Source organism: Pseudomonas kurunegalensis (genome assembly GCF_030291635.1).
In the GTDB taxonomy this organism is placed as follows: domain Bacteria; phylum Pseudomonadota; class Gammaproteobacteria; order Pseudomonadales; family Pseudomonadaceae; genus Aquipseudomonas; species Aquipseudomonas monteilii.
On record NZ_CP127871.1, the window covers coordinates 4,608,747 to 4,621,408 of the forward strand.

At 60.4% G+C, this 12,662-nt stretch carries 16 protein-coding genes; 4 read left to right on the forward strand and 12 right to left on the reverse strand.

The genetic code is table 11. The annotated features are described in order from the left end of the window. Positions 1–12: 12 nt before the first annotated feature. The 5 genes from QQ992_RS20965 to QQ992_RS20985 form a co-directional block, all read right to left on the reverse strand. A complete protein-coding gene (locus tag QQ992_RS20965) occupies positions 13–357 on the reverse strand; it encodes a YciI family protein (RefSeq protein WP_016711912.1) in 345 nt (114 codons plus the stop codon). 44 nt (positions 358–401) lie between these two features. Next, the gene (locus QQ992_RS20970) at positions 402–827 is read right to left on the reverse strand and encodes a YybH family protein (RefSeq protein ID WP_104835366.1); all 426 of its coding nucleotides are present in this window, start codon (positions 825–827) and stop codon (positions 402–404) included. A gap of 142 nt (positions 828–969) precedes the next feature. Then, positions 970–1,302 (reverse strand): type II toxin-antitoxin system HicB family antitoxin, encoded by a 333-nt coding sequence (locus tag QQ992_RS20975; protein ID WP_119369149.1) that lies wholly within the window; start codon positions 1,300–1,302, stop codon positions 970–972. Then, on the reverse strand, positions 1,299–1,553 hold the full coding sequence (locus QQ992_RS20980; protein ID WP_105945413.1) for a type II toxin-antitoxin system HicA family toxin: 255 nt from the start codon (positions 1,551–1,553) through the stop codon (positions 1,299–1,301). Before QQ992_RS20980 ends, QQ992_RS20975 begins: the two co-directional genes overlap by 4 nt. Before the next feature lie 139 nt (positions 1,554–1,692). After that, positions 1,693–1,950 carry a DUF2790 domain-containing protein gene (locus tag QQ992_RS20985; RefSeq protein WP_016711914.1) on the reverse strand — a complete coding sequence of 86 codons (258 nt, stop codon included), beginning with the start codon at positions 1,948–1,950 and terminating at the stop codon, positions 1,693–1,695. A gap of 357 nt (positions 1,951–2,307) precedes the next feature. Between QQ992_RS20985 and QQ992_RS20990 the strand changes: the two genes are divergently transcribed. Further along, the gene (locus QQ992_RS20990) at positions 2,308–2,676 is read left to right on the forward strand and encodes a GNAT family N-acetyltransferase (protein WP_350156366.1); all 369 of its coding nucleotides are present in this window, start codon (positions 2,308–2,310) and stop codon (positions 2,674–2,676) included. On the opposite strand, the gene def is transcribed toward QQ992_RS20990, so the two are convergent. From def to QQ992_RS21005, 3 genes are all read right to left on the reverse strand, one after another. Further along, the gene (gene def, locus QQ992_RS20995; RefSeq protein ID WP_286110894.1) at positions 2,631–3,167 is read right to left on the reverse strand and encodes a peptide deformylase; all 537 of its coding nucleotides are present in this window, start codon (positions 3,165–3,167) and stop codon (positions 2,631–2,633) included. The two genes, QQ992_RS20990 and def, sit on opposite strands and share 46 nt — an antisense overlap. Beyond that, positions 3,164–4,123 (reverse strand): YihY/virulence factor BrkB family protein, encoded by a 960-nt coding sequence (locus QQ992_RS21000; RefSeq protein ID WP_286110895.1) that lies wholly within the window; start codon positions 4,121–4,123, stop codon positions 3,164–3,166. The genes def and QQ992_RS21000 overlap by 4 nt, the downstream gene beginning before the upstream one ends. Positions 4,124–4,280: 157 nt before the next feature. Beyond that, on the reverse strand, positions 4,281–4,460 hold the full coding sequence (locus tag QQ992_RS21005; RefSeq protein ID WP_060498688.1) for a CsbD family protein: 180 nt from the start codon (positions 4,458–4,460) through the stop codon (positions 4,281–4,283). 244 nt (positions 4,461–4,704) lie between these two features. On the opposite strand from QQ992_RS21005, the gene QQ992_RS21010 reads away from it, so the two are divergent. Continuing rightward, a complete protein-coding gene (locus QQ992_RS21010; RefSeq protein ID WP_286110896.1) occupies positions 4,705–6,177 on the forward strand; it encodes a right-handed parallel beta-helix repeat-containing protein in 1,473 nt (490 codons plus the stop codon). Between the two features lie 129 nt (positions 6,178–6,306). Continuing rightward, complete coding sequence (locus tag QQ992_RS21015; RefSeq protein ID WP_286110897.1) at positions 6,307–6,687, forward strand: hypothetical protein; 381 nt, start codon at positions 6,307–6,309, stop codon at positions 6,685–6,687. Positions 6,688–6,693: 6 nt separating this feature from the next. Here the strand turns inward: QQ992_RS21015 and QQ992_RS21020 are convergent, their stop codons facing one another. From QQ992_RS21020 to QQ992_RS21035, 4 genes are all read right to left on the reverse strand, one after another. Next, positions 6,694–7,530: a CvfB family protein gene (locus tag QQ992_RS21020; protein ID WP_286110898.1), complete on the reverse strand. Its 837-nt coding sequence runs from the start codon at positions 7,528–7,530 to the stop codon at positions 6,694–6,696. A gap of 106 nt (positions 7,531–7,636) precedes the next feature. Then, positions 7,637–10,090 (reverse strand): TonB-dependent siderophore receptor, encoded by a 2,454-nt coding sequence (locus tag QQ992_RS21025; protein WP_286110899.1) that lies wholly within the window; start codon positions 10,088–10,090, stop codon positions 7,637–7,639. Positions 10,091–10,196: 106 nt separating this feature from the next. Beyond that, the gene (locus QQ992_RS21030) at positions 10,197–11,138 is read right to left on the reverse strand and encodes a FecR domain-containing protein (RefSeq protein ID WP_286110900.1); all 942 of its coding nucleotides are present in this window, start codon (positions 11,136–11,138) and stop codon (positions 10,197–10,199) included. Continuing rightward, positions 11,135–11,653: a sigma-70 family RNA polymerase sigma factor gene (locus QQ992_RS21035; protein WP_286110901.1), complete on the reverse strand. Its 519-nt coding sequence runs from the start codon at positions 11,651–11,653 to the stop codon at positions 11,135–11,137. Before QQ992_RS21035 ends, QQ992_RS21030 begins: the two co-directional genes overlap by 4 nt. 147 nt (positions 11,654–11,800) lie before the next feature. Here QQ992_RS21035 and QQ992_RS21040 point away from each other — a divergent pair, with 147 nt between their 5' ends. Beyond that, entirely contained in the window at positions 11,801–12,661 is an 861-nt protein-coding gene (locus QQ992_RS21040; RefSeq protein WP_286110902.1) for a DUF6279 family lipoprotein, read from the forward strand. The last annotated feature ends 1 nt before the right edge of the window (position 12,662 follow it).

Consider the following 12,662-nt stretch of genomic DNA (forward strand, 5'->3'; position numbering starts at 1 on the left):
GCTCCTTTGCTGTCAGGGTTGCAGTTGGCGCACGGGCCTTACCTCGACGCTACCGACCCGTGCGGCAGGAATACCCTTGGCGATGTTCAGCGCCTCGTTCAAGTCGCGGGCTTCCACCAGGTAAAAACCCGCCAGTTGCTCTTTGGTTTCGGCGAACGGGCCGTCGGTCAGGCTCATGTGCCCGTTGCGCACGCGTACCGTGGTGGCGGTCTGCACAGGCTTCAGCGCCTCGGCCGCCAGCATTCGCCCAGAGCCCTGGATGGCTTCGGCATACGCCATGCATTCGGCGTCTTCCGGGCTGTCGGGCAGGCTGTGCAGCAGCCCCTCGTCACAATAGACCAGGCACAGGTATTTCATGGTCGCCTCCAGGGCATTGGCAAAGTGCGTTTGGCGATAACGGCTCAGGGCTTGAGATCGAACAGGGCTTTCTGGGTTTCCATGTCGAACGGCGCCGACCAGTGCTCATGGATCACCTGCCACTGGCCTCCCTGACGACGATAGCCCACGGTGGCACGCATGAAGCCGCACTGGCTTTCGTCATCGCCCGGGCCGCAGCGGTTCAGCCAGTGGGCCAGGGCAAGGTCGCCAGCGGCGTGTACGGTGAGTTCGGCCAGTTCGAAGACCATGGGGCCGGTGCACATGCCCATGCACATTTCCCAGTGCGCGGTATAGGCAGCCTTGCCCTTGAATTGCAGGGCCTGGATGGCATCGAAGGCGACGATGTCATCGGCATAGGGGGCGGTGATGTTGGGGATGTCGCGATCGCGCACGGCCTGCATCCAGCGCTCGATCAGTTGGCGGATCTCGGTTTCGGCTGCGGTACTCATCGGGGGTTCCTCCGACAGGTCATGGGGGCACGGTGGTGCCTTCACCTATGGTCGAACGGAGAACGGAGGAATCGACAGGCCTTGGAAAAATTCTGGTTTAGCGATTGCAGAAAAACGATGTGCTGGCTTAAGCCCGCCTGGCTCAGACCATGGCAGCTTGTTCGAAGACCTCATCAGCCCACTGGTTCAGGCTTTTGCCAGCAGCACGGGCAGCGACACTCGCGGCAGCATGAACCTCCGGCCGGATTCGCAGCATGACTTTACCCGAGGCAGGCTTCTCAGGCGTGATGCCCTGCTCTGCACAATCAGCCAGGTAATCTTCCAACGCATCGCGGAACGCTTCATGCAATTCGGGCACCGAGCTTGCGTGAAAACTGATGATGTCTCGCATACCAAGCACACGGCCAACGAAGATGTCATCACGCTCGTCGTACTCGATACGCGCGGCATAGCCTTTGTAGCGCATGCAACTCATGTCCTGACTCCTGCCCGCAACAGGAATTCGCGGGCTTCTTCAATCTGATACCGCTTGGCTTCTTTACCTGGATGAGGCCGATGACACCTCCAAAAGTGGTCACCCAGCATCATCTTGACCCTGGAGCCTTGCCGTTCCTGCACCTGGCCACCCAGGTGAAGTACCAATGCCTCAATCTCGGAGAACGCCAACGACGCCGTGGTCGGCGTTCGGAAAATGGCTTCAAGAATTTTGCGGTATCGAGTGTTCATCGAAAAATGCTATCAAATTAAGATAGCACTTTTTCCTCGATATTCATTCAGGATTTTTCATCGGTTGAGCTGCAACAAAGCTGATGGCCCCCTGGCGACAGGATGGTGCGAGGGCCATCAGCACCCTACCAAGGCCTGATCAGCCCTGCTGACACCCCTCACCCATGGCCCGGTACTGGATGGTATGCACCTGGCCTTGGTGGTCTTCATAGGTCATGGTGGCAGGTACCACTTCGCAGACATTGGGGATGGTCGACAGGTTGATCACCCGTTTGATGTCCAGGTTCATGGAGTAGTCATACTGCTGGGCCACAGGCTGGCTGGAGACGGGGGTAGCCTCATCGGCGAGGGCGAACGAGGACATACCGACCAATGCAAGAATCAGTAATGGTTTCATGTGGGTTTGCCTTTTGAGCATTCAAGCTGATCGATTGACTTCTATTGCCGTGAACGGCGCGGAGAAGTTGCCATCTACGGTGAAGATGGCACGAAGTACCGATCCCGCTTCGTACTGCCAGGGGGGATGTGTAAAAGTCTACTCCCGCTTGGCAATAGTTGAACCCCGTAGTCGGATATTCACCCTTGCCGGATTTGCAACAATCTGCGTCAAATTGGCCGCAAAACATCAAGCCAGAGCCTCTGGCCAGCTTTCAGGGCAGGACTCGCCATTTCATTAAATTATCTTCACTGCTCGACGCTTTCGGACACAGAACGCCGACTACTGGACCATTTTTACCGTCAGCACGGCTCGCGCATGCGTGCTGCGAGTGATGCGCAACTGTGGGTGGCGAGGGCGCCGGACATCATTGCAGGCTTGAGCCTGAGCCCCGTGGGCGATGGCTATTGGCTGACCGGGTTGTTCGTCGACCCGCAACAGCGCAACAAGGGGATGGCCGGACGCTTGATCGAAGCGGCGCTGGAGCAGGCCAATGGCCCAACCTGGCTGTTCTGCCACCCGGACCTGGTGCCCTTCTATCAGCGCCTGGGTTTCCACATGGCCGGGCAACTGCCCGAAAGCCTGGCAAGCCGCCTGCTGCGCTACCAGCGCAGCAAACGCCTGGTAGCGCTGGAGCGCGCTCAGTCGTCGCTGACGTCGAGCCCCGGGAACAGCACCTCGGTGTAACCGAACTTGGCGAAGTCCTGAATGCGTGACGGGTATAGCCGCCCGATCAGGTGATCGCACTCGTGCTGCACCACCCGTGCATGGAAGCCGTCGGCAAAGCGGTTGATCGGGTTGCCCTGGGGGTCGACCCCTTCGTAGCAGATGTGCTTGAAGCGCGGCACCACGCCACGCAGGCCAGGCACCGACAGGCAGCCTTCCCAGCCGTCCTCGACCTCGGTGGAGGTCGGTGTGATGACCGGGTTGAGCAAAATGGTCTGCGGCACCGCTTCGGCATCCGGGTAACGTTCGCTGCGCTCGAAGCCGAAGATCACCAACTGCAGGTCGACGCCAATCTGCGGCGCGGCCAGGCCGACACCGCCCACATGGCGCATGGTTTCGAACATGTCGTCGATCAGTTGCTGCAGTTCGGCCGTGCCGAACAGGTGCTCGGGCACGGGCGGGGCGATGCGCAGCAGGCGTTCGTCGCCCATCTTGAGAATTTCACGGATCATCTGGAGTTCGGCTCGGAGGGTTGGGGCTCGCTCGGTTGCGGGTGTTCGTGGCCCAGCACGGTAATGGTTTGCGGGGCCTTGTGCCCTTCAAAATCCTTCTCGCCAGGGTTCTTGCCCTCGCTCGACATGTGCTCGATCACCGCGTTCATTTCCGCGCCCAGCAGCAACACGGCGGCGGAAATATAGAAATACAGCAACAGCACGATGATTGCACCAATGCTGCCGTACATGGCGTTGTAGTCGGCAAAGGTTTTCACGTAGTAGGCAAAGCCCAGCGAGGCCACAATCCACACCACCACCGCCAGCACCGAGCCGGGTGTGATGAAGCGAAACTTCTGCTTCACGTCGGGCATCACGTAGTAGATCACGGCCACCGCCACCATCAGCAGCATGATGATTGCCGGCCAGCGCAAGATGGTCCACAGCGTGACGATGAACTCCTGCATGCCCACCTGTGAGGCAATCCACTCCATCACTTGCGGCCCCAGCACCATCAGCGCCGCCGCTACCAGTAGCATGCCGGCCAGGCCCACGGTGTAGATGATGGAAAGGGGTATGCGCTTCCATACCGGCCGGCCTTCAGGTACGTCGTAGGCGGCGTTCATTGCGCTCATCATCAGGCGCACGCCCGCCGACGCGGTCCACAGGGCAATCACGATACCCACCGACAGCAGCCCGCCCTTGGACTGCTGGAGTTGGTCGATTACCGGGTTTACCTGCTCCAGTGCCTGGGGCGGCAGCACCAGCTCGGTTTGCAGGCGCAGCCAGGAGAAGAAGTCTGGCAGGTGCAGGAAACCGATCAGGGCAATCAGGAACAGCAAGAAGGGGAATAGCGAAAACAGCGCTTGGTAAGCCAGCGCGGAGGCATAGGTGGACATCTCGTCGTCAAGGAATTCCTTGACGGTGCGTACCAGCACGCGGTGTAGGGGCAGCCCGCGCAGGTCGGGGAAAATCATAGCGTCTCCTTTCGCCGCTTGATCGTTACAACAGACAAGTCTAATAGACCATGCGGTTGCTGTGCTGCTCCCGGCCGTGCTGGAAGAATTTGCTTACGTAAATACCAGCCTGTTCGCGCAGGTCAGACGCGAACAGGCCGGGTCAGCCAGCCTCGAATCAAGGCTTCTTCACCGCATCCTTCACATTGCCCTTGATCTGCTGCGCCTCGCCTTTCAGCTCCTGCGCCTTGCCCTCGGCCCGCAGCTTGTCGTTGTCGGTCACCTTGCCGACGCCCTGCTTGATGTTGCCGATCGCTTCGTTGGCCAGGCCTTTCGCTTTGTCTGTAGTACCGCTCATGGCAAAACTCCTGCAATGGGAGACACGTGAACCGTGTCGACAGTCGGTGGACCCAACGCCCTCGCCAGGAGTTTCAATGGATTTGTAACGCGTGCGCCAAGCGGTAAAACTACGGGCGAATACCGCACCGAATCGCCCCTGCGCCCGCGCGATGCCATCAGCCCTGCCCTAGAATCCCCCGCAAACGTCCGCCCAAAGCAGGCTGGCACTTCATAAAAACAATGTTTTCCGGATACCCGCACCCATGCGTCTGATGCCTGCGTTGGTGGCCTTGCTGCCACTGCTCCCCTTGCCCACCCTGGCCGCCGCACCGGCCAACCCTGAAACCCTGAGTGTCGAGCATTACGCCGACGATGGCCAACCCGGCTCGCTACGCTGGGCCATCGAAACCAGCAACCAGAACCCCGGCCATTACCGCATCGACATTGCGGCAGTGGGCAAGCCGCCCTACGTCATCCGCCCCAATAGCCCACTGCCAGAAATCAAAGGCCCGGTGCGCATCACTGGCCTGCCCTGGGCACGCGATGGCCAATACATCGCCATCGACGGTTCGGCTTACATCAAGGACCAAGGCGTGCGCACCTGCCCCGGCGCCCTGCCCGGCCAGTTCGGCACCAACGTGCGCACCACCACCCACCCTGGGCTGGTGCTGCGCGATACTCAAGGCGTGCATTTGAGCGGCCTGGAGGTGCGCAACTTCTGCATCGGCATCCTGGTCAACCGCGCCAGCGGCAACGTGATCGAAGACAACCGCATCGTCGCCAACAAAGGCGGCGCGGGCATCATGCTGACCGGTGACGACGGCGCCGGTAACCCCACCGCCACCACCACGAACAACAACAAGGTGCTGCGCAACCAGCTGATCGACAATGGCGACGGCCTGGAGCTGACCCGTGGCGCGGCGTTCAACCTGGTGGCCGACAACCTGTTCCGCTCCACCGCTGCCAACCCGGAGCCCTCGCAAGGCATCGAGATTCTGCTGGGCAACGACAACAGCGTGGTGCGCAACCGCTTCGAGAACTACTCCGACGGCCTGCAGATCAACTGGGGCAAGCGCAATTACCTGGCAGCCAATACCTTCAGCGGCAACTCGATCGGGGTCAGCGTGACCGGCGAGGGCAACATCCTCGACGGCAACCTGATCCACGGTAACCGCATCGGCGTGGCCCTGCGCCCGGAGCCGGACACGACCGCCACGCGCCTGAGCGCCAACCGCATCTGGGGTAACAGCCAGGATATCCGCCGCTGTGAGGCTGGCGGTTCGTGCGTGCCCGACCAGCGCACCGGCGCCATCGTGTTTGGCGTCCCGGCGCAGGCGCATGCGCTGTATGTGGGTTCGCGCGGGGTGGGGGCCGATTTGCCCAAGCAGGACCAGGCGATCATCTGTGATGCCAAGGGCGAGCCCAAGCCTTGCCAGCCGCTGCCTAACCACAACCAGCAGGCGCCACGGCTGATGGCGCTGGAAGGCAATGTATTGCGCGGCGAGGTGCAGGGGCCGGTGTCGAGCCTGTTGCGCGTGGAGTTCTTTGGTAATGCCCAGGCCGATGGCACCGAGGCGGAGCAGTACCTTGGGGACGTGCTGGTGAACAGTGACGAGCAGGGGCAGGCGCGGTTTGCCCAGGTGCTGGAGAATATCGGCGGGTTGCGCAGCTTTACTGCGACGGTGACGACTGCTGATGGGGCTACTTCCGAGTTGAGCCTGCCGGTTCGGCGGTAAGGCTACTGGCCTCTTCGCGGGTTTACCCGCGAAGAGGCCGGTCCAGGCATCGCAAATCACAAACCTTGCCCCGCCCAGTGCCACCCCTCACAATGCAGGCCTTCATAGCGTCAACCCGCAGGAACCTGCATGAAACTCGACAAACCCGCCGCCATCGCCCGGCGCAACGAAGCACTGGCCAAACCGGTGCTGAACAGCAACAACACGCTGTTCGCCATCCTGGACAACAAACGCAACCTGTGGTGGTTCGAAGTGCCCGTGAAGCTGCTGGGCAAAGGCCAGGCCGACTGGGTCAACCTGCTGCTGCACACCCCAGAAAGCGATGAACTGCAGCACCTGAAGGTGCCCACCAACTTCCTCAAGGCTCACCTGGAGCAGATGGAAGTGCGCAATCCCGGCAAGCGCCGCTCCACCATCAGCCTGGCCCTCAGCGCCGACCGCGACTCGCTGCTGCGCGACACCCGTCCGGGTGGCGAGCAGCTGGACTTCCGCAACTTCGTGCAGGCGTAAGGGCAGTCAGACCTTTTCGATACGATCGTCATGGATGACGATCAGACCCTGCTTGAACAACCCGCCAATGGCCTTCTTGAAGTTGCCCTTGCTGACGTTGAACAGCTTGCTGATCAGCGCCGGGTCGCTCTTGTCGCACACGCCCAGCACCCCACCTTCAGCGTCCAGGCGTGCCATGATCTGCTCCTGCAGGCTGTCGGCCAGGGCCGCACCCACTGGCTGCAGGCTCAGGGCAATCTTGCCGTCGTGGCGCACTTCCTTGATGAAGCCCTTCTCGTGCATGCCCGAACGCAGGAACTTGAACACCTCATTCTTGTGAATCAGGCCCCAGTGGCGGTTGTTGATGATGGCCTTGAAGCCCATTGGCGTTTCGCCGGCCACCAGCAACTCGACCGGTTGCCCGACTTTGTAGTCGGCCGGGGTAACATCGAGGTAGCGGTCCAGGCGTGAGGTGGCGGTGATGCGGCGGGTGCGCTTGTCGAGGTAGACGTGCACCACGCAGTAATCGCCAATCTTCAGCTGCCGTGCTTCTTCCGAGTACGGCATCATCAGGTCCTTGGACAGGCCCCAGTCCAGGAAGATACCGGCACCGTTGATGTCCTTGACCTTGAGGCTGGCAAACTCGCCCACCTGCACCTTGGGCTTTTCGGTGGTGGCGATCAGCTGGTCTTCGCTGTCCAGGTAGATGAACACGTTCAGCCAGTCATCCACCTCGGTTTCGGCGTTTTTCGGGATGTAGCGCCCGGGCAGCAGGATCTCGCCGTCGGCACCGCCGTCCAGATACAGGCCGAAATCCACGTGTTTCACGATTTGCAAACTGTTGTAACGCCCAAGCAGAGCCATTTCTGATGATCCTCAAGACAAGGGGGCTATTTTCCGGATAGACATGGGGTGGTGTCAAAGCTTCCGGACGGTTGCCCCTTTGAACTTGAGCTTGTGGGGCGATGGATCAGAAATCGTAGCGCAGGTTCAGCATGGTGTTACGTGGGGCTCCGTAGTGGGCATAGCTACCGGCCATACCTGCGTAGTACTTCTCATCGAACAGGTTGTTCACGTTGACCGTGGCCGACAAATTGTCATTGATCTGATATCGGGCCATCAGACTGGCAACGGTGTAGTCATCTTGCGTCACGCGTGTGTTCAAGCGTACATAAGACAGAGACGAACTCGAGTTCCAGTTTGCACCACCGCCAATGGTCAGCTTGCTCCAGTCACCCTGAAAGCGGTAAGTCGTCCACAGCCGGAAGGTGTCCATAGGGAGCTGAGTATTCTGACGGTTGCCGTCGGAATCTTCAGTGCGTGAATGGCTGTAGCCTGTCTGGATGTTCCAACCCGGTAGCACCTCACCCGACAGTTCAAGATCAATACCCTTGGTTTCTGCACCATCAATAGCCCGATAGGCCTGGGTAAGCGTAGGTGTCTTGTTGGTGCCATCTTCGACTGCGAGGTTATCGCGCTGAATGAAGTAGACGGCCGCATTGGCATTCAGGCGGCCCTCATAAAATTCACCTTTCCAACCCAGTTCGTAGTTTTTGCCAACTACAGGTTCGAGGGTATGCCCGGAGACATCTTCCGAGGACTGCGGCTTGAAGATGTCGGTATAACTGGCATAGACAGACTGCTCAGCTGTCAGGTCGTAGACAATTCCGGCATAAGGGGTGACAACACCATTCTCGCGGATCTTGGTTGGCGGCGTTCGGGTGATGCTGGTCAGCACATTCAGCGAGTAATCGTAGTTGTACTTGGAAACACGGGCACCGAGAATGAAGTGCAAGTCGTCAGTGACGTTGAATCTGCCTGCGAGGTAGTACCCGCTCTGCCGGCTAGCGACGTTGTAGTCCAGAAAAGGCACGTAGCTGTCGTCAGCTGGCCTCGCCACCTGGTTATTCCAGTTGTAATAATCAATCGTCGTAGAAGGCGCGTCGGCTTCGTCGTGCTGGTTTTCATAATCCTGGAAGTTGTAGCCCATGATCACTTCATGGCGCTGCCCCAGCAACTCAAATGGGCCTTGAAGCGTGACGTCGACACCCTTCTGGGTCTGGGTAGCCTTGGCCCTGGCCGGGATGATCGGTACTGCACCGGTTGCCTGGTTGATATAGGCAACGTTTGTTGTCGTACGCAGATAGGCGGAATCGGTATCGCGGTCCACATCCATGTAGTTGGCGGCGATCTTGAACTGCCAGTCGTTGGCCAATTCTTGCTCAAGGCCAAACGTATAATTGGTGGTCTCTATTTCGTCGTACATCCAGCGTGCGCCGGAACTGTTGGAACGGGAGAAATCAGTCGGCTGACCATTGCTGAACAGCATGGGAACACCCGGCCCCCCATCGGCACGATACTTCTGGTGGTCAATGCTGAAACGGCCAACGGTGGTTTCACTCAGGTCTGCTTCAAGCACGCCGTAGACCAGATCGCGCTTCTGACTGTACCAGTCCATAAACGTGTCGTTGTCCTGTTTGACTGCAACGAATCGTCCACGAATATTACCGTCTTCTGTCAGTGGCCCTGAGACATCCGCCTCGGCACGGTAATAATCCCATGAGCCAACCCCTGCCTGAATGTGAGACTTGAACTCACGGGTCGGACGCTTGCGGATCAGGTTGACAACACCACTCGGGTCGCCAGCGCCTGTCATCAAGCCGGTTGCGCCGCGAATGATTTCGACTCGATCGTACAGGGCCATATCAAGCAACGTACTGGGCATGTTGCGTGTCTGGTTTTCCTGCGTGGTGGTGACACCGTCAATCTGGTAGGTGTTTATTGCGCTGCCACGGGAGTAAATGTTGAAACGCTCACCACCGTCCTGGGACATGGTAATGCCCGGGGTCTGGTTGAGCACATCGGTCATGCTCGCCAGGTGCTGGTCATCCATGCGTTGGCGGGTAATGACGGTGATGGTCTGCGGCGTCTCACGAATCGACAAATTCATCTTCGTCGCCGTACTGGTCGACCCGGTCGTATATGACCCAGTCCCCTCCGTCGTAGCCCCCAAACCCGAAGCATTGATGCTGGTCGCACCCAGTTCAAGCGCCCCATCCTTCGAGCGAGGCAACAGCACGTAGTTGCCATTGCTCGCGGCCATCACCTGCAGGTCACTTCCTGCCAGCAGCCGGGCGAAACCTTGCTCGACGCTGTATGCCCCCTGCAACCCCGGGCTGTGCTTGCCTTGGGTCAATTCAGCCTCGAACGACAACACCACCCCGGCATCGCTGGCAAAGCGGCTGAGCACCGCGCCCAGCGGTCCGGCGGCGATGGCGTAACTGCGTGCGGCTTCGGCAGCACTGGCCTGCCCAGCGGTACTCAGCGGATGGACCACGCCGGCCTGCAGCAGCAACGCGGCACTGAACATGGCAACGACGAGGGGTTTTCTAGGGTAGCTGTGGGGCGTAACGCGGCGATGCATGGGGGGCTCCTTCAAAGGCCTGTAGTGGCGGTTTGCAGGAGGGGTCGTGTGAAACCGGAAAACCGACAATGCAAACGAGAAATATTTTTAAAAAACCGATACAGCATCAGCCCAAAGGCCGCACCCGTACCCAGAACCGTGTGCGGGTCTCGATACGCACCGGCAGCGCCTGGGCAATCGCCTCCAGCGCACGCGCCGTATCGTCCAGCGGGAAGGCGCCGGAAAGGCGCAGGTGCGCAACTTGCTTGGCGCATTCGATAAAGCCCGGACGATAGCGCTGCAATTCATCCAGCACCCGCCCCAGCGGCCAGTTGTCGATCACCAGCCGGCCATTCACCCACTCGTCCCGATTGGGGTCGAGTACCTGCGGCGCAGGCAATGGCCCTGGACCAAAACGCAGGCTCATGCCCGCTTCCACCCGTAGCGGCTCGGCGTCTGCCCGGTTGCGCACGGCAACGGCATGTTCGAGCACGTCCAGTTCGGTCTGCCCGTCTAGCTGGCGCACAACAAAGCGCGTGCCCAGCGCTCGCATCTCGCCCTGCTGGCTGCGCACGCTGAGTGGCCGTATGTCCTTGCCCGTGGTCACCATGATTTCCCCTGCACGCAGGATGATCAGCCGCTGCTGGTGGTCATAACGAATGTCCACGGCGCTGGCCGTGTTCAGCGTCAGCTCTGTGCCATCCTCCAGCCGCAGCTGACGCCGCTCACCCGTGGCAGTGCGCACATCGGCCAGCCACAGCGGCGTCTGCCGATAGCCGGTCCAGGCCAGGCCTGACACACCAAGGCCCAGCACCATGCCCTTGAGCACGGTACGCCTGCCTGCCAGTGGCGGTTCCACCACCAGCGTCCGTTGCGCCACGGTCGCCGGCACACTGCGCAACTCGGCGTGAAATGCCTCCAAACGCTGCCAGGCCCATTGATGAACCGGGTCGCCCTGGTGCCAGGCCTGCCAACGCTGATAGAGCGCCGGGTAGTCCACCCCGGCACTCAAGCGGGCATGCCACTGCGCCGCATCACGCAGCGCCTGCCTTTGCTGCGCCGGGCTCACAGCTCGGCATCCAGCGCGAACAACAGGCATTGCTCAGTGGCCTTGGCGATGTATTTGGTCACCGAACTGACAGACACACCCAGGCGTTCGGCAATTTCGGCATAGCTCAAGCCTTCGAGGTGTGAAAGAAACAGCGCCTGGCGCACCTTGTGGTTCAGGCCGTCCAGCATGGCATCGAGTTGCAGCAACGTTTCCAGCAGCACGACCCGATGTTCCGGTGACGCCTCCACCAGTTCCGGCTCCAGGGCCATGGCTTCCAGATAGGCCTGCTCCAATGACCGCCTGCGCAAGTGGTCAACCATCACCCGCTTGGCCACCGTCGCCAGAAAATGGCGCGGCTCGCGCAACGGGTGGGCGACCGTGCTGGCGATCAGGCGCACGAAGGTGTCCTGGGTCAGGTCCGCCGCTCGCTCCCGGTCGCCCAGACGTCGGCGCAGCCAGCCTTGCAGCCAGCCGCTGTGGTCGCGGTACAGGCAGTGCATGTCATCGTGCGGTGCAGGCGGGACCTTGTACACGCAATCATCCTTGTAACGATGCGGATAAGAATTAGTCGCAATAATAGTGACATTGCCGATGGAAGGAAACTGCCATTGCCGCGATGCAATGGAACCCTGAGGCTACCCTTACCTCTACCGATTGGCCGCCACCGCAAGGAACAGCTCATGCCTGTACGCCTGCCCAAAGCCCTGCTTGTCGCTATCGGCTTCGCCCTGGCCCTGGCCGCCTGCAGCCGTATCGACCTGGCCTACCGCAACCTCGATCGCCTGGTGCCGTGGTCGCTGGGCGATTACCTGGACATGAACCGCGAGCAGAAGGCCATGCTCGACGACCGCTTGCGCGAGCACCTGGCCTGGCATTGCAAGACCCAGCTGCCCGGTTACCTCGACTGGCTGGACCGGGTACGCGGCATGGTCGCTGACGACCAGGTGACCGACCAGGCCCTGCAGCAACGTACCCATGAGGCCCGCGAGGCGATTGGCCGGGTAGCAGAAGAAATCACCCCGTCGGCCACTGAACTGCTGCGTGGCATGAGCGACACCCAAGTGGCGGAAATGCGCGATGCCTTCCGCGACGACATCAGCGAACGGCAGAAGCAGTATGTGGATACACCGCTGGCCAAACAGATCGCCCGCCGTACCGAGCGCATGGAAAAACGCCTGACGCCATGGCTGGGGGAACTGACGCCAGTGCAAAAGCAGCGGGTGCAGGCCTGGTCGCAGGCGCTGGGTGACCAGAACCGCGAATGGATCGCCAACCGTGCCCACTGGCAGCAGCAATTGCTGCTGGCGATGAACCAGCGCAATGACGCCAGTTTCGAGCCGCGGCTGGCGACGTTGCTGCAGCGCAAGGAGAGTTTGTGGACGCCGGCGTATCGTGCGGCGTTTCAGAATACCGAGCGGCAGGCCCGCAGTTTACTGGTGGACCTGGTGCAGCAAAGCACGCCGCAGCAGCGGCGGTTTTTGCAGGATCGGTTGGGCAAGGTGCGGACGGATTTCAGTGAGTTGAAGTGTTTGAAGGGGTGAC

What these genes read in the sequence shown, in the direction of transcription:
- QQ992_RS21010 (WP_286110896.1), top strand. Translation starts at nt 4,705, where the DNA reads ATGCGTCTGATGCCTGCGTTGGTGGCCTTGCTGCCACTGCTCCCCTTG.
- QQ992_RS20965 (WP_016711912.1), bottom strand. Translation starts at nt 357, where the DNA reads ATGAAATACCTGTGCCTGGTCTATTGTGACGAGGGGCTGCTGCACAGC.
- QQ992_RS21040 (WP_286110902.1), top strand. Translation starts at nt 11,801, where the DNA reads ATGCCTGTACGCCTGCCCAAAGCCCTGCTTGTCGCTATCGGCTTCGCC.
- QQ992_RS21020 (WP_286110898.1), bottom strand. Translation starts at nt 7,530, where the DNA reads ATGGCTCTGCTTGGGCGTTACAACAGTTTGCAAATCGTGAAACACGTG.
- QQ992_RS20980 (WP_105945413.1), bottom strand. Translation starts at nt 1,553, where the DNA reads ATGAACACTCGATACCGCAAAATTCTTGAAGCCATTTTCCGAACGCCG.
- QQ992_RS21000 (WP_286110895.1), bottom strand. Translation starts at nt 4,123, where the DNA reads ATGATTTTCCCCGACCTGCGCGGGCTGCCCCTACACCGCGTGCTGGTA.
- QQ992_RS21015 (WP_286110897.1), top strand. Translation starts at nt 6,307, where the DNA reads ATGAAACTCGACAAACCCGCCGCCATCGCCCGGCGCAACGAAGCACTG.
- QQ992_RS20990 (WP_350156366.1), top strand. Translation starts at nt 2,308, where the DNA reads ATGCGTGCTGCGAGTGATGCGCAACTGTGGGTGGCGAGGGCGCCGGAC.
- def (WP_286110894.1), bottom strand. Translation starts at nt 3,167, where the DNA reads ATGATCCGTGAAATTCTCAAGATGGGCGACGAACGCCTGCTGCGCATC.
- QQ992_RS21025 (WP_286110899.1), bottom strand. Translation starts at nt 10,090, where the DNA reads ATGCATCGCCGCGTTACGCCCCACAGCTACCCTAGAAAACCCCTCGTC.
- QQ992_RS21005 (WP_060498688.1), bottom strand. Translation starts at nt 4,460, where the DNA reads ATGAGCGGTACTACAGACAAAGCGAAAGGCCTGGCCAACGAAGCGATC.
- QQ992_RS20975 (WP_119369149.1), bottom strand. Translation starts at nt 1,302, where the DNA reads ATGAGTTGCATGCGCTACAAAGGCTATGCCGCGCGTATCGAGTACGAC.
- QQ992_RS20985 (WP_016711914.1), bottom strand. Translation starts at nt 1,950, where the DNA reads ATGAAACCATTACTGATTCTTGCATTGGTCGGTATGTCCTCGTTCGCC.
- QQ992_RS20970 (WP_104835366.1), bottom strand. Translation starts at nt 827, where the DNA reads ATGAGTACCGCAGCCGAAACCGAGATCCGCCAACTGATCGAGCGCTGG.